Annotated in this window: 18 protein-coding genes and 2 pseudogenes; 15 read left to right on the forward strand and 5 right to left on the reverse strand. The window is 35.2% G+C overall.

Going from position 1 to position 21,738, the window contains the following annotated elements; all coding sequences use genetic code 11:
* Window positions 1–61: 61 nt before the first annotated feature.
* The 13 genes and pseudogenes from ABH968_RS15570 to ABH968_RS15630 all read left to right on the forward strand — a co-directional run bounded on the left by ABH968_RS15570 (window position 62) and on the right by ABH968_RS15630 (window position 15,978).
* The gene (locus tag ABH968_RS15570; RefSeq protein ID WP_370045319.1) at window positions 62–1,450 is read left to right on the forward strand and encodes an aldehyde dehydrogenase; all 1,389 of its coding nucleotides are present in this window, start codon (window positions 62–64) and stop codon (window positions 1,448–1,450) included.
* A gap of 467 nt (window positions 1,451–1,917) precedes the next feature.
* Window positions 1,918–3,384 carry a UDP-N-acetylmuramoyl-L-alanyl-D-glutamate--2,6-diaminopimelate ligase gene (locus ABH968_RS15575; RefSeq protein WP_370045321.1) on the forward strand — a complete coding sequence of 489 codons (1,467 nt, stop codon included), beginning with the start codon at window positions 1,918–1,920 and terminating at the stop codon, window positions 3,382–3,384.
* 273 nt (window positions 3,385–3,657) lie between these two features.
* Window positions 3,658–5,235 carry a peptide chain release factor 3 gene (locus ABH968_RS15580; protein ID WP_370045323.1) on the forward strand — a complete coding sequence of 526 codons (1,578 nt, stop codon included), beginning with the start codon at window positions 3,658–3,660 and terminating at the stop codon, window positions 5,233–5,235.
* A gap of 419 nt (window positions 5,236–5,654) precedes the next feature.
* Window positions 5,655–5,819, forward strand: a pseudogene (locus tag ABH968_RS15585) (efflux RND transporter permease subunit); the annotation flags it as partial.
* A gap of 67 nt (window positions 5,820–5,886) precedes the next feature.
* Window positions 5,887–6,972, forward strand: coding sequence for an SDR family oxidoreductase (locus ABH968_RS15590; protein ID WP_370045324.1), 1,086 nt, complete (start codon window positions 5,887–5,889; stop codon window positions 6,970–6,972).
* A 570-nt stretch (window positions 6,973–7,542) separates the two neighbouring features.
* On the forward strand, window positions 7,543–8,307 hold the full coding sequence (locus tag ABH968_RS15595) for a TerC family protein (RefSeq protein WP_370045326.1): 765 nt from the start codon (window positions 7,543–7,545) through the stop codon (window positions 8,305–8,307).
* A 104-nt stretch (window positions 8,308–8,411) separates the two neighbouring features.
* Window positions 8,412–9,767, forward strand: coding sequence for a TrkH family potassium uptake protein (locus ABH968_RS15600; protein ID WP_370045328.1), 1,356 nt, complete (start codon window positions 8,412–8,414; stop codon window positions 9,765–9,767).
* Between the two features lie 570 nt (window positions 9,768–10,337).
* Window positions 10,338–11,384 (forward strand): serine hydrolase domain-containing protein, encoded by a 1,047-nt coding sequence (locus tag ABH968_RS15605; RefSeq protein WP_370045329.1) that lies wholly within the window; start codon window positions 10,338–10,340, stop codon window positions 11,382–11,384.
* A 12-nt stretch (window positions 11,385–11,396) separates the two neighbouring features.
* Window positions 11,397–11,816, forward strand: coding sequence for a GNAT family N-acetyltransferase (locus ABH968_RS15610; protein ID WP_370045331.1), 420 nt, complete (start codon window positions 11,397–11,399; stop codon window positions 11,814–11,816).
* A gap of 167 nt (window positions 11,817–11,983) precedes the next feature.
* A complete protein-coding gene (locus ABH968_RS15615; RefSeq protein WP_370045333.1) occupies window positions 11,984–12,352 on the forward strand; it encodes a DUF2750 domain-containing protein in 369 nt (122 codons plus the stop codon).
* Window positions 12,353–12,528: 176 nt separating this feature from the next.
* Window positions 12,529–13,173, forward strand: coding sequence for a hypothetical protein (locus ABH968_RS15620; RefSeq protein ID WP_370045334.1), 645 nt, complete (start codon window positions 12,529–12,531; stop codon window positions 13,171–13,173).
* Between the two features lie 263 nt (window positions 13,174–13,436).
* On the forward strand, window positions 13,437–14,714 hold the full coding sequence (locus tag ABH968_RS15625; protein ID WP_370045336.1) for an IS110 family RNA-guided transposase: 1,278 nt from the start codon (window positions 13,437–13,439) through the stop codon (window positions 14,712–14,714).
* A 418-nt stretch (window positions 14,715–15,132) separates the two neighbouring features.
* Window positions 15,133–15,978 carry an aminoglycoside 6-adenylyltransferase gene (locus ABH968_RS15630; RefSeq protein ID WP_370045337.1) on the forward strand — a complete coding sequence of 282 codons (846 nt, stop codon included), beginning with the start codon at window positions 15,133–15,135 and terminating at the stop codon, window positions 15,976–15,978.
* A gap of 736 nt (window positions 15,979–16,714) precedes the next feature.
* On the opposite strand, the gene ABH968_RS15635 is transcribed toward ABH968_RS15630, so the two are convergent.
* The 3 genes from ABH968_RS15635 to ABH968_RS15645 form a co-directional block, all read right to left on the reverse strand.
* Window positions 16,715–16,906: a hypothetical protein gene (locus ABH968_RS15635; protein ID WP_370045338.1), complete on the reverse strand. Its 192-nt coding sequence runs from the start codon at window positions 16,904–16,906 to the stop codon at window positions 16,715–16,717.
* Between the two features lie 69 nt (window positions 16,907–16,975).
* Window positions 16,976–17,482: a DUF3278 domain-containing protein gene (locus tag ABH968_RS15640; RefSeq protein ID WP_249105927.1), complete on the reverse strand. Its 507-nt coding sequence runs from the start codon at window positions 17,480–17,482 to the stop codon at window positions 16,976–16,978.
* Window positions 17,472–17,675, reverse strand: coding sequence for a helix-turn-helix transcriptional regulator (locus ABH968_RS15645; RefSeq protein WP_370045340.1), 204 nt, complete (start codon window positions 17,673–17,675; stop codon window positions 17,472–17,474). Before ABH968_RS15645 ends, ABH968_RS15640 begins: the two co-directional genes overlap by 11 nt.
* Window positions 17,676–18,247: 572 nt before the next feature.
* On the opposite strand from ABH968_RS15645, the gene ABH968_RS15650 reads away from it, so the two are divergent.
* Window positions 18,248–18,403: a hypothetical protein gene (locus ABH968_RS15650; protein ID WP_162832712.1), complete on the forward strand. Its 156-nt coding sequence runs from the start codon at window positions 18,248–18,250 to the stop codon at window positions 18,401–18,403.
* 71 nt (window positions 18,404–18,474) lie between these two features.
* On the opposite strand, the pseudogene ABH968_RS15655 reads toward ABH968_RS15650, so the two are convergent.
* Together ABH968_RS15655 and ABH968_RS15660 are read right to left on the reverse strand one after the other, a co-directional pair.
* Window positions 18,475–18,650, reverse strand: a pseudogene (locus ABH968_RS15655) (IS1595 family transposase); the annotation flags it as partial.
* A 296-nt stretch (window positions 18,651–18,946) separates the two neighbouring features.
* Window positions 18,947–19,603 carry a Type 1 glutamine amidotransferase-like domain-containing protein gene (locus ABH968_RS15660; RefSeq protein ID WP_370045347.1) on the reverse strand — a complete coding sequence of 219 codons (657 nt, stop codon included), beginning with the start codon at window positions 19,601–19,603 and terminating at the stop codon, window positions 18,947–18,949.
* Between the two features lie 580 nt (window positions 19,604–20,183).
* On the opposite strand from ABH968_RS15660, the gene ABH968_RS15665 reads away from it, so the two are divergent.
* Window positions 20,184–21,392: an MFS transporter gene (locus ABH968_RS15665; RefSeq protein ID WP_370045341.1), complete on the forward strand. Its 1,209-nt coding sequence runs from the start codon at window positions 20,184–20,186 to the stop codon at window positions 21,390–21,392.
* Window positions 21,393–21,738 lie beyond the last annotated feature (346 nt).

Consider the following 21,738-nt stretch of genomic DNA (forward strand, 5'->3'; position numbering starts at 1 on the left):
ATAGTTTGTTTCGAAATGAAAAAACTATGTATGCCATTTTAAAAAAAGGGGTGCTTTTATTATGAATTTTACGACACAAGATGTAGAAAATATGATTACAGAACAACGTCAATTTTATTTTTCACGAGCGACGAAGAGTACAAAGTTTCGAAAAGAGCAATTAATAAAACTGAAGAAAACGATTTTAAAATATGAAAAAGAAATTTTGAATGCTCTATATTTAGATTTACGAAAGAGTGAGTTTGAGGCATATGCAACAGAAGTCGGCATTGTTTTAGATAGTATTTCTTATATGGTAAAGCATATTGAAGACTGGATGAAACCTGAAGCAGTAAAAACACCGATTCAATACCAGATGGGAAAAAGCTTTATTGTAAGAGAGCCTTATGGAGTAACATTAATCATTGGTCCATTCAATTATCCATTCCAGCTTGTAATGGAGCCATTAATCGGTGCAATTGTTGGTGGTAATACGGCTATTGTAAAACCGTCAGAAACATCTGTGCATACAGCAGTAATCGTTAAGAAAATAATTGAAGAAACGTTTAATCCCTCCTATGTGCGTGTTGTGGAGGGGGAAAAAGAAGAAGTGACGGCACTTATTCATGCTTCCTTTGACTATATATTTTTTACAGGGAGTGTGGCAGTTGGAAAGGTTGTTGCAAAGGCAGCGGCGGAACGCTTAACACCAATTGCCCTAGAGCTTGGTGGGAAAAGTCCGGCAATTGTCGATCAAACTGCCAATTTAGAAGTAGCGGCGAAAAGAATCGCTTGGGGTAAATTTACAAATACTGGTCAAACTTGTGTGGCACCAGATTATGTCCTTGTCCATAAAGATGTCTATGATCGATTTATGAAAATATTGAAAGCAACGATTCGTTCCTTCTATGGTAAAAATGCATTAAAAAGCCCTGACTACGGCCGTATTGTGAATTTAAGACAATTTGATCGCTTACAGCAAATTATCGTGGAAGAACGTGATGCCATTACATTTGGTGGTAGAACAGATCGTGATGATTTGTATATTGAGCCTACAATTATTGGATATGTGAAATGGTCAAGTCCTTCGATGCAGGACGAACTATTTGGTCCAATTTTACCTGTGATGATGTACGATGATTTACCGCGGGCCATTCACCAAATTCGTCAGTTACCAAAGCCTTTAGCGGCTTATTTTTTCTCAGAGCATGAAAAAGCTACCCAGTACTTTTTAGAGGAATTACCATTTGGTGGAGGGTGTATAAATGATACGATTACACATGTAGGAAATTTACATTTGCCATTTGGCGGTGTCGGACCATCAGGGGTAAAAGCATACCACGGGAAGGCAAGCTTTGAAAATTTTACTCATCCAAAATCTATCTTAAAAAAATCATCTAAGTTAGAGACGAATGTTCTCTTTCCCCCATATAAACAAAAGGTTAAGATTGTGCGAACTATTATGAAATAGTAAAAATGAGGCGTCAGATCGCTAAAGGTCCTTGACGCTTCACTTTTTTTAGTAGTCACATTAACTAAGCTCTCCAAATATAACTTCCAACATACATGAATCAATAACGATTGTCGATAAATGTTGATTTTTGATAAGTCAGGTTATTTTTAGCTCTCAGAGTAAAAATTGGAGATGCTATTTATATAAGTTGATTGGAGTGGAGGTTGGGCGCCTCCAGGAAAGCGCCTAACCGGAACGGAAATCAACCCCACGTTATGGTGAGGAGCCAAATTTCGGTGAAATATTAAAGATATATTAAAATGATAGCGTTTTCATTAAAAAAACGTCTTAACAAGCATTTTCTTTATGGGCGAATAAGTAGTAAAATAAATTCAATAGAATGTGGGGGTATTCATCTTGTCATTTTTTGTCGAATAAACAACAAATGATGAAATGAATGTAGAGATTGATTGGAGGACTATGAAATGTATGCAGAGGAATTGTTGAATGCATTACCTTTGAAAAAAATAATTGGAGTGCTACCTGACCAAGTAAGTGATATTGTAATTGATTCACGAAGTGTACAACCAAATAGTATGTTTGTTTGTATAAAAGGTTATACAGTAGATGGTCATGACTATGCACAAAAAGCTGTTGAAGGTGGCGCAACAATTGTTGTGACGGAACGAAGATTACCATTAGGAGAAAATATTGCACAGGTCATTGTGAAAGATACGGATCGAGCAGTTGGCTTGTTAGCTGCAAAGTTTTTTGACTATCCATCGAAAGATATGACAATGATTGGCGTAACAGGGACAAATGGAAAAACATCTGTAACAGGTATTATTCAAAATATAATGCATGGTATGGGTGAGAAATCTGCACTAACAGGAACAATCGGCTTTAATTTAAATGGTATTTTATATGAATCAGCAAATACTACGAGCGATGCATTATCGACTCAACAAATGATATTCCGTGCAAAAATGGAAGGCTGCCGATTAATGACTATGGAAGTATCTTCACACGGTTTAGCACTTGGACGTCTAGCTGGCGTAGAGTATGATGTAGCTATTTTTACAAATCTTACACATGATCATCTTGATTTCCATGGAACGATGGAGGAATATGGCCATGCGAAGGGCTTATTATTCTCTCAACTTGGACAAGACTTAGAAAAGAATAAATGTGTAGTGTTAAATGCTGATGATGCTTGGTCAGAGCGCTATGCTGCGATGACACCATTTCCAGTATGGACATATGGTTTAAAAAATGAAGCAGCTGATTTCCGAGCTATTAATTGTGAGTATCATGATTTCATGACTTCTTTTGATGTTGATATGCCAGAGGGAATATATCATGTAAAAATGCATTTACTCGGGGAATTTAATATATACAATGTGCTTGCTGCTATGGTTGCTTTTTATGGCCGTGGCTATTCAATGGAAACAATCATTGAGCAAATTGAGCAATTACCACCAGTGAAGGGACGTATGGAGAAGGTTTGCTCAGATTTACCTGTGCAGATTTTTATTGACTATGCACATACACCTGACGCAATTGAAAAGGCGATTTCTTCAGCTCAACCATATAAAAAAGGCAAGCTTATTTTCCTAGTCGGTACAGGTGGCAATCGTGATAAATCGAAACGTCCAGCAATGGCAGAAAAGGCATCAGCCGCGGATTACGTTATTTTAACGACAGATGACCCACGCTATGAAGACTACGATAGTATTACAGGTGATCTTGCCAAAGGGATGCTACATGAAAATTATGCATGTATAGGAGACCGTGCTGAGGCAGTACGTCATGCGATTGAGATTGCTGAACCAGGGGATATGATTATTTTTGCTGGTAAGGGCCATGAAGATTATCAAATTATTGAGAATACTAAATATCCGCATAGTGATGCAGATATTGCAATAGAAGCTGGCCGTCTAAAATTTGTATAATATATGATCTCCAATAAGGATGTTAGAGCGTACTTGATAGTGAAAGCTTAATGCATGAAATAATGCGGCAAGTTCACCGTACTTAGAGAACCCTTTTAGTTAGTACTAAAGGGTTTTCTTTTTGGGTACTTTTAACTTCTTTCAGCAGGTGTTTGGACGAAGCTATAACATTGTGCATCAACACTTCTTTTTTGGGGAAATCATGTAAAAAGGTTGTAAGAAGGGCAAGTCTTCTTTTATTATTATTAAGTATGAAAAAAGGAGAATGACGAGATGAATTCAAATTTAGAAAAAGATATATTATCGCGTCGAACTTTTGCCATTATCAGTCACCCTGATGCTGGGAAAACGACGATTACAGAAAAGCTTTTACTATTTGGTGGTGCCATTCGTGATGCCGGTACAGTAAAAGGAAAGAAATCAGGTAAGTTTGCAACATCTGACTGGATGGAAATTGAAAAGCAACGTGGGATTTCTGTAACTTCTTCAGTTATGCAATTCGATTATAATGGTTCCCGTGTCAATATTTTAGATACTCCAGGTCACCAAGATTTCTCGGAGGATACGTATCGTACATTAATGGCGGTGGATAGTGCTGTCATGGTCGTAGATGCTGCCAAAGGTATTGAAGTACAAACTTTAAAGCTATTCAAAGTTTGTAAAATGCGTGGTATTCCAATTTTTACTTTTATCAATAAACTAGACCGCCAAGGGAAGGAGCCACTTGAGCTGATTGAAGAGCTTGAGGAGGTACTTGGCATTAACGCTTACCCAATGAACTGGCCTATCGGTATGGGTAAAGAGTTTCTAGGTATTTATGATCGTTATAATAAACGTATCGAGCAATTCCGTACTGATGAAGAGGAACGTTTCTTACCAATTGATGATAATGGGGAACTTGCAGTCGAGCATCCTATGAAGGTGACTTCATATTATTCACAAGCAATGGATGACATAATGTTGCTCGACGAAGCGGGTAATGAATATTCTGAAGAAAAAATTCGTCGTGGTGAATTAACACCTGTTTTCTTTGGTTCTGCCTTAACAAATTTTGGTGTGCAAACATTCCTTGAAACATATTTACAATTTGCACCGACACCACAGCCTCGAATTACTGAGGATGAACTATTTATTGATCCAGTTGAGCATGAGGAGTTTTCGGGCTTCATTTTCAAAATTCAAGCCAACATGAATCCTGCACACCGCGACCGTATTGCCTTTGTGCGTATCGTATCGGGTAAATTTGAACGTGGCATGAACATGACGTTATCTCGTACAGGTAAATCATTCAAAGTGACACAATCTACACAATTCCTAGCTGACGACCGTGAAACAGTAGATGAAGCTGTTGCTGGTGATATTATCGGTTTATATGACACAGGCACGTATCAGATTGGTGACACAGTCGTAGGTGGTAAAAAGACATTCCAATTTGAAAAACTGCCACAGTTCACTCCAGAGCTATTTGTTCGTGTAACTGCGAAAAATGTTATGAAATCTAAGCAATTCCATAAAGGGATTTTACAATTAGTGCAAGAAGGCGCCATTCAATATTATAAAACGTTGCATACAGAAGAAGTTATTCTAGGAGCAGTTGGTCAATTACAATTTGAGGTTTTTGAGCATCGTATGAAAAACGAATATAATGTTGAAGTGAAGATGGAGCCAGTTGGTTCGAAAATTGCAAGATGGATTGAAAACGAAGAAGATGTTAAAGAATCGATGTCTTCAGGTCGTTCAATGCTTGTAAAAGACCGTTTTGATAATCTTGTTTTCCTATTTGAAAATGAGTTTGCTATGCGTTGGTTTGCTGATAAAAACGAAAACATTAAACTGTATAGCCTTTTATAATAAAAAACACGAATCGACATGTTGCGATTCGTGTTTTTTTACAAGGAAAATTGGAGCTATATGTAGAATATATACAGTATTAGGAAATATAAGCCTCATCAGCATAACGTGGGTTGATTTTCGTTCCGATTGGGCGCTTTGTTGTTGCTGTCGCTTCGCTTTCGCACAGAGCAAAGCTTCCTGGGGGCGTCCGATGAGCCGCTTGGACCAACACGATGTTGGTCACGAAGGCGTTATCACAGGATGTGATGTTTTTAGCCGTCGTTCCTCTGCCTGCTCGCTCCAGGGTCTCATCTGTGACGCTAATCCCCAAGGAGTCGCCCAGTCTCCACTCCAATCAACTTACATATGGCATAGGCTTTAACAAATTGCATCTCCTAATTTTGGTCATTATATGAGGTGGCGTTTCATTATTAAAAATACCTATTACACTTATTCCAGAATTACGTCCACCAATAGGCATCGTTGTTACCTCGTATCCTGGTGCAAGTCCAACATAGGTTAATGAGAAAATAACGAAGCCTTTAGAAACAACACTTGCCACCTTTCCTGGGATAAAAAAACTACAGTTTACCTCTCAAGAATTGCCGAGGCATAATTGATTGGATAAAACAACAAGGAAGAAGCGGTAAGTTTAGGGGGGGATGAAAGATGGGGGTTCATTTTTTTACAGGTTTTCCGGGCTTTATTTCAAGTCAATTAATACGAGAGTTATTTCGAAAAAATCAATCACAGGAAGTAATCAGTATTGTTTTAGCTGGCGAATTAGTAAAAGCAAATTTAGAAAGAGCTAATATACTGGCAGAGTTTCCTAATTGTTCTATTCATATTGTAGAGGGAGATATTACATTACCAAATCTCGGTCTAGAAAATCAAGCTGTACAGGAAATTGTACCTCAAATTGAGGTGCTCTGGCATCTAGCTGCAATATATGATTTAGCCGTACCACGCGATATCGCATGGAAAGTAAATGTGCATGGTACAACTATGGTCAATGATTTTGTTCGGACACTTCCGAACTTAAGACGCTATATGTATTTTAGTACAGCGTATGTGGCAGGAATACGTGAAGGTATTTTGCGTGAAAATGAATTAATTCGCCCGCATGCATTTAAAAACTATTATGAGGAAACAAAATATGAAGCTGAGCATCGAGTGGAGGATTTGAAATCAGAAATACCACTGACAATTATTCGACCTGGTATCGTACGTGGACATTCTGAAACAGGAGAGACGATTAAATTCGATGGGCCTTATTTCTTTTTAAATATGGTGGATAAATTAAAATGTCTACCTTTTATCCCGTATATTGGTCAATCGAAATCTACAATAAATGTGGTGCCAGTGGATTACATTATAAACGCTTCGACTTATTTAGTTGATGAAAAATGTGCTGAAGGGAAAACTTTGCATCTAACGGACCCAAATCCGCATCCTGTGCAGGAAGTGTATCGGACGATGGTAAAGTTATTAACGAACCATTATCCTAAGGGACGATTACCGGTAACACTAGCAAGACTATCTTTGCAAGTGCCACTTATTCGACAAAATCTAAGGGTTGAGCAAGAAACTTTAGATTATTTAACTTGGGATGCTAAATTCGATACATCGGAAGCAGTTACTATTTTGAAAAAAGGTGGTATTACATGCCCCGACTTTATACAGACTATGCCTAGAATGATTGATTTTTATTTAGCGCATAAAGAAGATAAAAGTTATCAAATTCAAATAAGGTGACTTCAAGTAGTAGTTCACGAGTGTTGAGGCAAGCGGCTCAACGCTCGCCCGCAGGAAAACGAGTAGCCCGCAGCTGAAATCAGAGCCTTCTCTTATATAGTAGAGGTAGGAAATTTTGCTACCCATATTTGATAGTGCTATAATAAGTTTACAGAAGAAATACCTTCGACGTTTTGTCAAAGGGGAGTAGCTAACAGATACGAGCGATGTATCTGGATTACATTCGTCATTACATGGTTTTTACCATCGGGTGTGATAAGCGAATAACTCTATACTAGTGGTAGTTCAACTTCTTTCAGCAAATGTCCAAACATTTGCTGAAAGAAGTTAGCCTCCGGCGGATGTCACGGAATCGGAAAGGAGTTCTTTGTGCAAGCACAAATCCGATTCCAGACGCAATTATGCCGAGGCATAATTGATCTACTAGTAATAGAGAGGTGCTGATGAAGTGTCAGTTATGTATTTGCTAAGCGAGACCTTTGCCTTTTTATAGAGGCAGAGGTCTTTTTCTTTTGAACTCGTATAGTAATGACTGTTTTGGGTATACAGAGCTTTAGAGGAGGCACATGAATGGAATCAATTGTATTACAATACGGTTGGGTACTTATTGTACTTGTAGTATTAGAAGGGTTATTAGCTGCAGATAATGCAGTTGTAATGGCTGTGATGGTGAGGCATTTACCACAAGAACAACAAAAAAAAGCACTGTTTTATGGTTTATTTGGCGCATTAATTTTCCGATTCTCAGCACTCTTTGTCATTACAGTATTAGTGAATTATTGGCAAATTCAAGCGTTGGGAGCAGCTTATTTATTATTCATGTCCGCCAAAAATATATATGACTTGCGTTATAAAAAGGATTCAGAAGAAGAAGCTAACGAAGAAGTGGGGAAAAAGGGCTCCGGTTTTTGGATGACAGTGCTTAAGGTAGAGGCCGCGGATATTGCATTTGCTATTGATTCTATGCTTGCGGCAGTTGCCATTGCTGTAACTTTACCAGAGTTAGGAAACTTTGATATTGGTGGCATAAATGGTGGACAATTTATCGTCATGTTACTTGGAGGGTTTATCGGAGTTATCATGATGCGATTTGCGGCACAATGGTTTGTAAAAATATTAAATGACTATCCTTCACTTGAAACTGCTGCGTTTTTAATTGTAGGCTGGGTAGGCGTGAAGCTTGTTGTATTAACTTTGGCACATGAGAAGGTGGGTGTTTTACCTGCAGAGTTTCCACATTCAACTGTGTGGGAGTTAACTTTCTGGATTGTACTAGTGGCCATCGCATTAGTAGGTTATTTAGTGGGAGTTCGTTATAAAAATAAAGCTCAATAATCATTAAGGGGAATAGTCGTAGCTATTCCTCTTTCTTTTTTTAAGTATTTTTCCTATACTAATATCTATCGAGTTTGGCATCATATAAGGAAGGGGTTGTCAAAGTGCCCTGGAAAAGATCAAAAAATAGACTTGTTACACCTTTTCAGGTGCTTGTCTCTTATTATTTTATAGCTATAGCGATTTCCTTCCTGTTACTACGGCTACCAGGCGTTCATCAAGAAGGTGTTAATGTTTCGTTATTAGATAGCTTGTTTACGGCAGTAAGCGCAGTTAGTGTAACAGGTTTAACAACATTCAATATATCTGAAAGCTATACAACATTTGGACTCGTGATGGTACTTGTCATTTTACAGCTTGGCGCAATTGGTATTATGTCACTTGGTACCTTTGTCTGGTTACTTGTTGGGAAAAAAATAGGAATGCGTGAGCGTCAGTTGATTATGATCGACCATAATCAATACAATTTGTCAGGGGTTGTTCAATTAATTCGGGAAATATTGAAAATCTTAATCGGTATTGAAGTGATGGGTGCGTTTATTTTAACTTTGCACTTTACAAACTATTTCGATACTTTTCAAGAAGCCTTGATTCATGGTGTCTTTGCCTCCGTTTCAGCTACTACAAACGGTGGCTTTGATATTACGGGTATGAGTTTACTTCCGTTTCATAAAGATTACTTTGTTCAAGTGGTAACGATGGTGCTAATTGTGCTTGGCGCAATAGGTTTCCCAGTCTTAATTGAAGTGAAAACCTTTTTACTTAATCGCCATGCAAACTTCCGCTTTAGTTTATTTACAAAAATAACAACCTCCACATATGCAATTTTATTTGCGGTAGGGGCTGTCGTTATTTTATTGCTTGAATCATTCCATTCCTTTAAGGGAATGTCTTGGCATGAGGCTCTGTTTTCTGCAATGTTCCATTCTGTTTCAACACGATCAGCTGGACTTACGACGTACGATGTCACAACCTTTAGTGAAGCGACAGATATTTTTATGAGTTTTTTAATGTTTATTGGTGCTTCACCAAGTTCAGTTGGTGGCGGGATACGTACAACAACGTTTGCCATGGCTATTTTATTCCTAATTACCTTTTCACGAGGAAGAGAGGATATTCAAGTATTCGGACGTGAAATACATTTAATTGATGTATTCCGCTCGTTTGTTGTTATTTTATTGGCATTCTTTATGGTGTTAGTTGCGACAATTATTTTACTCATTAGTGAGCCACACGCATCACTGATTCAAATAATCTTTGAAATTACATCAGCGTTCGGAACTTGTGGGATGTCTTTAGGAATCACCTCCGACCTATCGGTAATTGGCAAAATTATCATTATGATTTTAATGTTTGTTGGTCGTGTCGGTTTAATTTCCTTCCTTTACACTCTAGGTGGTGGAGGTAGAGGCAAAAAATCAAGTTATCACTATCCTAAAGAACGTGTAATTATTGGATAAAGTACTAGAAAATCAAAAAAGAGCTAATGTATTTTATTAAAAATCAAGGTATAAGCTGAAACTATTTTAAATAGTGAATTCTTATTTAATGTCACACATTATATGTATAGAAAAATTAAAAGGATAGAAGAGCTAAAATGAATTCGCTCTATCTATCCTCTTTTTTACCACAGATGACTCTATTTACTACAACAATTAAATCAATCTAATGTTGCAGTAATTTAAAAGGAGCTTATATCAATCAATTATTAATTGTACATTAAAGCCTATTTCTTAAACTTCTAAGCAATAAAAGATATAGGTTGTTTTCTAAAAGATTGTGGCTATTCAACTCCCATGAAAGAACTTAATCATCTTTCATTTTCTGTGGTGAAGAGCAGATTTTTGCGCTTCATGGATGGCTAACGGGGTGCTTTTCTTGAAGATCATTGAGTTGCATTTGCAGCTCTTTTTTTCTTTATTGGACTAACGGAGCAGGTTAGTTGAAGATAAATTTATTTTACAAATAGATACAGGGGAGCGTACGTTCGTGCTATAATTTATTTGATAATACTGACAAGGGGGATAATTGTGAAATTAGAGAACATTAACATTGAAGAACGAATGAAACATTACAATGTACAAGGTCTAAGTATCACATTGCTAGAGGATGGTGAAATTAGTGGGACGGGAAATTACGGCTTATTAGAAGTGGAAAGCAATAGAAAAGCAAATGAAGATTCAATTTTTAGTGCGTGTTCAATTAGCAAGTTCTTAACAGGGATGCTTGCTATGAAGCTAGTAGAGGAAGGACTTCTTGCTTTAGATGATGATGTGAATGAAAGTCTTGTATCGTGGAAAGTACCAAAAAATGATTTTACTAAAAATAAAAAAGTGACATTGAGGAACTTACTAAGTCATCAATCTGGAATTAAAGACCCTGAAGATAGTTATTCTGAACTAAATTCGAAAATAGGGATTCCTTCGATGGTTGAATTATTAGAGGGACAAACTCCATATTGTAAAACTCCAATTGACGTCAAGTGTGAACCAGAAAGTGAATTCCATTATTCGGATGCAGGTTTTTGTATCATTCAGCAGCTGATAGAAGATGTTACTGAAAAACCGTTTCATAAAGTTATGAATGAGCAAATATTTGAACCATTAGGAATGGCGAATAGCCAATTCAGTACATCAATGTTGGAAGTGGAGAGACAAAATTTTTCTTGTGGTCACAACAAAAACGGTGAATTAGTAGATGGAAAATATCCTATATATCCTTATCCAGCGGCTTCTGGATTATGGACAACTTCTTTGAATTTAGCTGAATTAGTTCTTGAATTAATGAATGCTGTAAAGGGAGAAAGCAAGGTTGGTATTTCGGAAAGTTTAGCAAAAGAAATGATAACCTCACAAAGAGGTAAAATTTGGACTGGATTAGGTGTGTTTCTAGAAAACTCAGAAAAAGAACTAGAAATTACATCACTTGGTTGGGGAGTGGGTTTTCAATGTATGATGGTGGCGTTTCCGTATTTAGAGAAAGGTGCGGTCATAATGACGAATGCAGAATTGGGTGTTCATCAAATGGAAGGTATTATAGGAGAAATATATAAATCTCTTTTATCTAAAAAGTGTTAAGGGAGGAGAAATATGCAGATAGCCTTAGCGAATCCAACTCATATATCTGAAGTTGTATCGTTCTTCAACGAAAATTTAGAACGCAATAACAGTGCGGTCTATTCTGAAGAGTTTTTATGTCCTCTTGGAGTTAAAGCAGCCATAAGAAGAAAGCAAATGATAGTGGCAACAGTAGAAGGTCAAGTAGTGGGGGCATTTCGGTTTTACCGAAAAAAAACACAAAACAAAATTTCTTTGTATCAATTTGCGATAAGTGAGGTTTATCGTGGTCAAGGGTTATTAAAAAAGATGTTTAAAATGATAAATGATTTACCTATTGTTGCGCTATGTCCGACTGATTCCGATTTTAATGAATATTATTATAAATCAGGTTGGAATTTACAAGAACAAAGTGATGAATTCAAAATCTGGGTTTTTAGTAACCCTAATTAAGTTTTGTGGGCTTATTCACTTAAAGTAACGGGTGCTTTACTTGAAGATCATTGAGTTGCATAGGCAGCTCTTTTTTTATTGAACTATCGAAGCAGGATAATGGAAGAAGGGTTTATGATTTTTAGTGTATAATTGTTAAATTATCTAATATGTAAGGGAGAATTATAATGGAATTGGATTTGACTATAAATTCTAAAAGACGTTATGAAAACTTTATAAAAAGAGTTTCAGAAAGTAAGACGGTTTGGGGTTTGGAGAATGAAGATGGTTGGTCTGTATGTGAATCGAATGAATATGAAGATACAGAGGTTCTGCCTTTTTGGTCAGATGAGGCATATGCACGACAATGTGCGATTAAGGGATGGTCAGATTATAAACCATCAACAATACCTTTAGAAGTATTTATGAATAATTGGCTAAATGGAATGAATGAAGATGGTTTGTTAGTTGGTGTTAACTGGAATGCAAAGTTAATTGGGTTAGAAGTAGAACCTTATGACTTACTTAAAGAATTGGAGGAAGCATTAAAAAAGTAGTATATTCTTGTTGAACTAACGGCGCAGTTTAATTGAAGAAGGAAAATAATTGTTTTACATAGAAGTAAATAAAATGTCTTAAAAAATAATGGGGTGTATAAACGGTGGTTATTATTAGAAATCTAAAAAAAAGTGAATTTGATTTTTTGATATAAAAGTAGCAAAGGGGATATTAAATGGTAAGTAAAATAGAATTATACGAAAAAGAGTCTCAGGAATTCAAACCTTTTAAACACTTTATTTCACGCATTCAAGTAATGCGGAAAGAATCCAGCTATGGGGCTGAAGTTGCCTCAAAATGGACTGATATTTTAAACCAAACTCTTGTAGATGAAACTTACCCAGTGATACATCCAATTGGTCAGGAGACTTTCTCGTTATATGCAGAGTTCACGACTGGGGTATTTGAGTATACCTTAGACATAGACGGGGCTACTACATTTATAAAAGAAAAAAACATTAAACCCATAAAGACTTCTCCAGCGAATATAATTGAAGCTGTTGACCAAGGTAACATAAATAAAGACCCAAACCGAATAAAACCCAATCATAAAAATCCTGTAATGGTACTTCAGAGTCGATATTTAACCAACAACAAACCTTATTGTATCAATGGAAACCATCGTATATTTGAAGCATATAGAAATAATGATGAACAAATAGAAGTTTATGTTTTTAAAGATTTGGAGTTTGTTCCTTTCTTTTATGACGTTCTAAGTAAAGCAACATATTTTTTAGAAATTGATTACCATAATGTAGTTAATGATAAAAGATATTTATTGCATAACGAAAATGGTGCATTTGCAAATGAATTTAAGTAGATACGTTTCTTCAACTCCCATGAAAGAACTTAATCATCTTTCATTTTCTGTGGTGAAGAGCTGTTTTTTGCGCTTCATGGATGGCTAACGGGCGCTTTAGTAGAAGAACTTTGAGCTGTTCAGACAGCTCTTTTTTTCTTCAACTAACGGTGCAGCATTCCTGTTTGAAGGATGTTCGAGGTCTTGAAAGAAAAGGAGCCCTCTAGTATGATGCATGAGTGTCAACGACCATTGACCCATCATCAAACAAGGAGGACTCCTTTATGCATTCTAAATGGAATATTAAAATTAATCAAGTTACTGAAAATACACTCGTTGTCGGTATGGATATTGCAAAGCGTATTCATTACGCATGCTTTGTCGATGAACGCGGGCGAGTAATAGAAAAAGCTTTTGCGGTACATCAATCGAAAGAAGGCTTCGAAAACTTGTATGAAAAGATTCTTCAAACGATGAAGGAAGCTAAGAAAACTGAAGTAATAATAGGTATTGAGCCTACAGGCCACTACTGGATGAACTTAGCCTATTTCTTAGATCAATACGGAATCCCACTTGTCATGGTGAATCCAATGCACGTAAGACGTTCGAAAGAACTAGATGATAACTTACCGACAAAGCACGATAAAAAAGATGCACTAGTCATCGCTCGCTTATTAAAGGATGGACGTTTCAGCTATCCACGTATACTGAAAGACATTGAAGCTGAGCTTCGTATTGGTTCTACTCTTCGTTCAAAATTGACGGAGGATTTGGCTAGTATCAAAAACCGAATCATTCGTTGGCTTGATCGCTACTTTCCAGAGTTTACTCAAGTTTTTCCTAATTTCGGGAAGATGGCACTTGCAACACTAGAAATGACGCCATTACCAAAAGATATTAAAGAGAAAACAGCTGAAGAGTTGGTCTTTCTTTACCGACAGGTAAAGGGAATGAGAGCCCCACAGTTACCGAAAGCCAAGCTTCTTATTGAAGCCGCGAAAAACTCTATCGGACTGACAGAAGGAACACAGATGGCCCAACATGAAATCGCCACGCTCTTACGTCAGTATCGGTTATTAGAAACTGAAATTGAAACTATAAATAATCAATTAGCAGAAATGGCACAAACAACAATGGAATATGAAATACTGGCTTCAGTTCCTGGTTTAGGAGATGCGACAATAGTTGATTTACTATCAGAAGTAGGATGCTTCGCACTTTATGAAAATCCACGCCAACTTATAAAACTAGCGGGATTAACATTACGGGAAAGCTCGTCTGGTCAACATAAGGGACAAAAACATATCTCTAAACGAGGACGAAAGAAGCTTAGAAACACTTTATTTAAAGTAATAGTACCGCTAATTCGTCATAATGAAGCGTTCAAACAGCTTCATAAATATTACACAACGCGACAACAAAATCCCTTAAGGGGAAAGCAGTCAATGGTGATACTCTGTGGTAAATTACTGAAGGTATTACATGGCATATGCAAAAAGAAAGTCTTTTTTAACGAGCAACATATGATGAATGACCTCTACTGTCTCGCAGAGGCAGCGTAATCAATTCTTTCATCGAACTATAAAAAGAAGGATGACACGGAGAAGCCAGCAAAATAACTAAACTCAGACTATGAGTCTCCGGTGCAGCATAGCAGGCCTCTGCCTTATGAATAGACCGAACGAAGGAATGTTAAGCGCAAATGACGCTAAGAGACATGGGAGGGTACGTCGTCATAAGTATCGCAGAGATCCATTGTGCATCACATAGTGGATAAAAAAGCTAATGATTTCCATTAGTTTTAGCGAAGCGTACACCTAGCTTGTAAATTATAACTATAAATTCAAAACACTGTTTATAAATGAAGTGGGAAATTATTTTTTCTTCACCACGGAGTGGTGGAAACCGTTGATACATCAATGTTTATAGAGGGAGTTTAGTTGAATAACACTTATAATATAGATTTAGGTGGTATAAAAAATGCGAACAGAAAAAGAAATTATGGAATTGATATTAAAAGTTGCCGAGAAAGATGAGAGAGTACGAGCGGTTGCAATGAATGGTTCTCGAACAAATTCTAATGTGCCTAAAGATACTTTCAGAGATTATGATATTGTTTATCTTGTATCTGACCTTCAATCGTTTCTAATCAATCCTTATTGGGTAAATGTTTTTGGGAAAAGAATAATAATGCAAACACCAGAGGATATGGCAATGTTTCCACCTGAATTAGGTGGAAGATTCACATATTTAATGTTATTTGAGGATGGGAATAGAATTGATTTAATGCTGATACCGATTGAGGAAAAAGATATTTATTGTTCTGAAGATGGATTAACAGTTATTTTATTAGATAAAGATGGGAGTATGCCCAAGCTTTCTGAACCAACAGATAAAGATTACTGGGTAAAAAATCCTTCTGCTGAATTTTTTGCAGATTGTTGTAATGAATTTTGGTGGGTTTCAACTTATGTAGCAAAAGGGTTATGGAGACAAGAAATACTTTACGCATATGACCATTTGAATAGTGCAAGAGAGATGTTACTAACAATGCTTGAGTGGAAAGTTGGTATAGAAACTAATTTTTCATTGAGTGTAGGAAAAAACAGCAAGTACTTAAAGAGCTACCTTGATAACGACATTTGGGAAAGATTGATGAAAACATATCCTAATGGAGATTACGAACAAGTTTGGAATTCATTGTTTGAAACAATTAACTTGTTTGAGCAAGTAGCTATTGAAGTAGCTAATATTCTTGAATATCAATACCCTTCTGAAGATTCGAATAAGGTTAAACAATACCTTACTAAAACTCAATATTTGTGAAGGTTTACACTTAAAGTAACGGGGTGCGTCACTTTAAGGTCAAAGAGTTGCATATGCAACTCTTTTTTTTCATATTAACTAATGGAACAAGATAGTTTAAGAGTGTTGTTTAACTTGTGTTCAACAATCGGGCAAGATTGTTGAATAGGGGGTCTAGTCAGTTTTATGCTATTACAATTGGAAAATCTATATAAAAATAACCAACACCCTACATACAGGCAGTTGGTTATTTTAATATTTTTTATTGTTCATATTGAATGGAGTTCTCTTTCTTCTCCAGTTTCACTTGCTCATAAGCGAGATTACTTTTCATTTCGGCTGAAATTTTATAGAGCGAATATATGCCTCTATTTCAATATGTAAGAAATGCCAATGAAAAAATGTGAATCATAGATTTGTCTGTATTCTTCAATCGTCACGGAATTTTTTACATTGGCTATGTAGAAAATAAATGCCCCACCTATAGCGAATGAAGGCAATAAGTATACGTATGGATTTTCGCTAAACAAGGCAGAAGTAATTGGTATTATATTGGTAAATCTAATCCCCATTTGGCAGTCCATCATAACGCAATTTTCTTCAATTCTTTAACCACTATAGAAATGTTATGTTCTGCGCAAACTTCCAATACTCTTCCCGTCTTTATGATGCAACTTCATTGTTTATTTAATTTTTTCGATTTTCTCAATCGATTCGACACGTATTGAGCAATGTGAAATCGTGAATGAGAAAAATTTTATAGCATATTTAATGTAATCCTTTTAATAGTTGCTGTATGTGTCTTCATGGCGAAAAAGAAAATCGTTATTAAAGCTAGGACGCATAATACTTTGAGTGAATGTACAGTTGTAGGATTAAAAATCGCAATAAGTGCCACAAAAGTAAAGAGTGAAAAGTTTAAATAGTCTCGTTTCGAATGAAATTCCATGCTGTCACCACCTTTAGTGAAGAAAATGCCTTTTCGCCCTTTTTTGTTTTTATTTTAGTTACAAAACAATTATTCTTGATTAAATTGTTTTTGTAACTTTGCTTTAGATATGAGATAAAGAAAGAAACCAAAAGCTATCCCACCGATTATCCATGCTATCATATTGAACCATGATAAAGAAAGATCATCCCCCCCAATAAATGGCAATATGTATTCCATCATGACAATCATCCAAAATCCCCAATGTATACTTGCAATTATACAAGAACGTTTTAATTTCGCTTTTTTGGCGTCATATTCTTCTGGTGTTGCGCAATCGGATGTGTCCAATTGCTTTTTTCTTAATCGGTAGCCGATATAACCTGAATAACCAACATTAAGAATGACAAGTATTGGCGTTATGATGGACATTTCATTATTGAACGTATCAATAACTAAACTTACGAGCATTAATAACATTGATAAGTAATAAAAGATAATGCCTGATAAAGCTAGCTCTTTATAAATCTCCTGTTTTTGATACTCGTCCCTTTCATCAAATGCACCAATAAAATAATTTAAAATGCTATCTTTCAAGATCTTCACTCTCCCAAAACAATGTATTTAAATCGGTTTGTAGTACTTTAGCTAAGGAAATACAGAGTGCTAATGTTGGATTGTATTTATCGTTTTCAATTAAATTAATCGTTTGACGTGCTACTCCAACCTCACGTGCTAATTCTATCTGAGTAAAATTCCGTAATTTCCGAAATTCCTTAACCTTATTCAAAAAAACACCACCCATTCGAAGTATAATATATATGACATTTTATATTATGTCAATTATATATGACATTTTAATTTAGAGGGGACTAGCCAGATTTATGCGGATTTACAACATTAAGTTAAAAATTGCACCCACAACGCTTTGGGAACTTTAAGTATCAGCATTTTAATACTTAATTATGTAAAATTTTGGATTAATCATTATTTTCACAGGGTATTTTATATACTAAAAGGCACTTGATTTAACACAAGGTTTATTTTTGTAGTAGTTCGAGCGATAGAATATGTGACAATAAAGAAGACTAATAATGTTCCACGCTAGTTAGTACTGGGATCTTTTGGAATAGCTGTTCTAACAGCTATTGACATGACATACTGGATAATTTAAATACTTAGAATTTATTTAAAGATAAGGCTCTGTTAAATTTAAATGTTGTTTTTATCTAGTAAATATGAACCCTCACAATCGATTTTTCCTTATTTTCACAAAGGTCTTTTTGTGGTATTAATATATATTTGAAACTAAATGGTTAAAGTAGTCGTATAAGGTATTATAGATTAGAGGAGGTCGGAAAAATGGATTATACTAAAATCTATAATGAGGAACTGATTGCCTTAGTAAAAGAGAAAATAAAGTCCGTCGGTGAAATTAAAGCGGTGAAGTTTGTGAGAGAACAAACAGATATGTCCTTAATACAGGCAAAAAAATTTGTAGATTTTTGTAAAGAATAGACATAAAAATTAGAGTCACTAAACTGTGGCTCTAATTTTTATTAAAAGTATCTTCAATAGTCATTGAACTACTAAATAATAAACTTCGACAGACGTAAACTACGATATGTTTCTGTCATTTTTTTGTGCTTTCATTGCTATGACTATCTACAAATAAAAACCGCTCTAAGTAATTATCGAGGTATTTAGAATCAACGCCTTTAAAACGATTTATCCAATGTTTTAAACGTGAATGTAGTCCGTTCACAATAAAAATAGTTTAAAAAAAGAAAAAGAGATTTTATTAAACGAGAAAATTGTTAGTATATATACTACCTAAAATAGATATAGAAATATATGAGAAAACGCTATTAATAATAAAAAATAGTTATTCAACAATCGGGCGCGATTCTTGAAGAGGGTTTGTGTTTTTCTCAATTTCAAAAGTGGTAGGAATTGCTAAAAAAGAATTAAATCCAAAAATGAACTGTACCTAAAGTACAGTTCAATCAATAGGTGTTATATACCACTCAAAAATAAATGACGTTGTTTAGAAAACTATAACTAGAGCGTCTCTTCTAATTTTTGCTTTATGGAATTTGAAATTAAATACACATTGCCGAAAATGTCAATTTTGTTTCCCTTTACACGAACAACACAATCTTTGTTGGATGCATAAATGTTAATTTCTTTGGATAAGGCCGATAGTTCGTTTTGAACCATTGACATATTATTTTCAAGATCAAAATGAGACAGGACGGAAAAATCATCAAGGCCAATTCCTTCGTAAACAGAGCTTTCTTCAACGTCATAGCCAAAATTTTTCGAGCATAACCATTTAGCAGACATATTGGTTGCACCAGCGCTTGCGCCCATTACAACAGCTTTGCTTTTTTTTATTACTTCAGACAATTCGTATTCTATTAAAAACTCATTTTGTTTTACAGTATTACCACCCAACAAGAAAATAACAGAGGCATTTTGAATTAATAATTGGGCATCTTCCTTCTGGACGCGATAATTAATTAAATGATATTCATCAAAAATAATGTTAGCCTGATTGAACCACGAACGTTCAGTATCACCAACATCTTCATAGATTGATGGATTCGAACTAATCATTACAAGTGATTTTCTATTATTAATATCTTTCTGTAACACTTTTCCCAGCTTTTCCGGGAAAAAGTTGTTGAACCATCCTAAATAATAGTGAGTTTTCATAAGTTCCTCCGTAATTTTATTTATCAATTCCTCTCCTAATTATACAATAATTGTAAATATAAAAGATGTAAAAATAATTAGCTAGTACTGGTATTTTTATTATTAATACATTATTTGCAATGATTTATAACTATAGCTACCAGGGCATCAGTAAAAAATGATTCTCAACAATCGGGCGCGATTGTGGAAGAAGCGTCTCTTTTTCTTATTCAACTCCCATGAAAGAACTTAATCATCTTTCATTTTCTGTGGTGAAGAGCTGTTTTTTGCGCTTCATGGATGGCTAACGGGGCAGGTTAGCGGAAGTAGGATTCTTTTATTTTTATGGAGCATATACTGAATAAAAAAATAAAAGAATCGTAAGGAAAATAATATATGGATACTAATTACTATGGAAGTGTAATATTTTGAAAAACAATGCTATAATTCATGTAAATATTTCTTGATGATACAAAACTTGTGATAAATCTACATCCCCCAGATTTGTCCGATATATGATAGGAGTTGAATTTTAATGAATAGTCCAATCTAATATTCCCCTATTAAGCCAAAATTCGAATGAAATATTGGGGGATATATAATGAAATTGAATAGAAATTTTTCTTTATTACTATTGGGTCAGTCACTCGCTAATATAGGCGATGTATTATATATAGTCAGTGTTATAAGTACAATTTTTGTATTAACAGGTTCTACATTTGCAGCATCGTTTGTGCCATTTACGATTGCTTCTTCTATGTTTATATCCAGTCTGCTGACACCTCTTTTGGTTGAGAAATTAAATCTTAAATGGTTACTTGCTGGGTCACAAATTGTAAAAACGATTTTACTCTTTATTCTAGGATTTATGTTAATTGGTTTAACAGCAGCTAATTATTATTTTATCTTTTTAATAATAGGATTGATTGCCTTTTTTGACGGTTGTGCAAATCCAATAAGACAGACATTGACTCCATACTATGTTAAACCTGAACATCTAATTCAAGCTAATGGAATTTCAGAAACTATTACGCAGGTCATAGAAGCAGGTATGTGGTTCGTAGGAAGTTCATTGCTAATTATTATGAGTTCTCAACAACTTATTTGGTTAGTTGGATGTTTATTTGTAATTGCAAGCATATTACTTTGCTTTTTAGAAAGTGTAATCTATGAAACAACCGAGTTAAAAGGGAAACTAGAAAAGATTAAAGAGGGTTGGAAAACTTTATCTAATACTCCAGTATTAAGAAGGATTGCTTGGATAGAATTTTTGGAAACAATTGCAGCAACGGTTTGGATAGCTGCTATTTTATATGTGTTTGTCAACGATGCTTTGAACGTTGATGAAAAATGGTGGGGATTTATCAATGGAGCTAACTTTTTAGGTCTGATTTTAGGAAGTGCTTATTGTATTAAATTTTCTTCTTTTGTTGAAAAGAAATTAGGAACCTTTATTTTTGTCGGTTCATTCGCAAGTTTCTTATTCACAATATTATTTAGCATAAACAGTATTCCTATGATTTCCTTACTTTTATCGCTCTGTGTAGGGCTTTTTGGACAAATTAAAAAAATTCCTCAACAAACGGTTATACAAACTAGTGTGTCAAAAGAACAGTTGTCAACTGTTTATACCTCATTAGGTGCTATCGGAACTGGGATTTTTGGCATTGGCTCTCTTATTATGGGACTATTAGCGGATTTGTTAGGAATTAGAATTGTATTCGTTATTTCGGGAATATTACTTGCAATAGTAAGTGCAATTGCCCATAAAAATAAGCAATTGTTTGTTAGAAATGTTATGGAACAATAAAATTAAAAACGAAGAATTTTATTAGCTACAATGTCCTTTGTTTTTTAATGACTGTGTGATAGTTTGTGAAGTAGGACCATCAATTTTGATGGTCTTTTTTATTGAACTTATTGTACTCCCATGAAAGAACTTAATCATCTTTCATTTTCTGTGGTGAAGAGCAGATTTTTGCGCTTCATGGATGGCTAACGGGGTGCTTTACTTGAAGAACATTGAGTTGCATATGCAGCTCTTTTTTTCTTTATTGAACCAACGGAGCAGGTTTGTTGTGCGAAATGTTCCTAGTTCAAATGGATGATGGTTACATTAATCCGGTAAAGGCTAGGCAGTTCCTTTCGGAATTGAA

The sequence above is a fragment of the Lysinibacillus sp. RC79 genome, assembly GCF_041262405.1.
Classification (GTDB): domain Bacteria; phylum Bacillota; class Bacilli; order Bacillales_A; family Planococcaceae; genus Lysinibacillus.

Coding starts and splice junctions, on each gene's coding strand:
- ABH968_RS15570 (WP_370045319.1), top strand. CDS start 62: ATGAATTTTACGACACAAGATGTAGAAAATATGATTACAGAACAACGT.
- ABH968_RS15575 (WP_370045321.1), top strand. CDS start 1,918: ATGTATGCAGAGGAATTGTTGAATGCATTACCTTTGAAAAAAATAATT.
- ABH968_RS15580 (WP_370045323.1), top strand. CDS start 3,658: ATGAATTCAAATTTAGAAAAAGATATATTATCGCGTCGAACTTTTGCC.
- ABH968_RS15590 (WP_370045324.1), top strand. CDS start 5,887: ATGGGGGTTCATTTTTTTACAGGTTTTCCGGGCTTTATTTCAAGTCAA.
- ABH968_RS15595 (WP_370045326.1), top strand. CDS start 7,543: ATGGAATCAATTGTATTACAATACGGTTGGGTACTTATTGTACTTGTA.
- ABH968_RS15610 (WP_370045331.1), top strand. CDS start 11,397: ATGCAGATAGCCTTAGCGAATCCAACTCATATATCTGAAGTTGTATCG.
- ABH968_RS15615 (WP_370045333.1), top strand. CDS start 11,984: ATGGAATTGGATTTGACTATAAATTCTAAAAGACGTTATGAAAACTTT.
- ABH968_RS15620 (WP_370045334.1), top strand. CDS start 12,529: ATGGTAAGTAAAATAGAATTATACGAAAAAGAGTCTCAGGAATTCAAA.
- ABH968_RS15625 (WP_370045336.1), top strand. CDS start 13,437: ATGCATTCTAAATGGAATATTAAAATTAATCAAGTTACTGAAAATACA.
- ABH968_RS15630 (WP_370045337.1), top strand. CDS start 15,133: ATGCGAACAGAAAAAGAAATTATGGAATTGATATTAAAAGTTGCCGAG.
- ABH968_RS15635 (WP_370045338.1), bottom strand. CDS start 16,906: ATGGAATTTCATTCGAAACGAGACTATTTAAACTTTTCACTCTTTACT.
- ABH968_RS15650 (WP_162832712.1), top strand. CDS start 18,248: ATGGATTATACTAAAATCTATAATGAGGAACTGATTGCCTTAGTAAAA.
- ABH968_RS15660 (WP_370045347.1), bottom strand. CDS start 19,603: ATGAAAACTCACTATTATTTAGGATGGTTCAACAACTTTTTCCCGGAA.
- ABH968_RS15665 (WP_370045341.1), top strand. CDS start 20,184: ATGAAATTGAATAGAAATTTTTCTTTATTACTATTGGGTCAGTCACTC.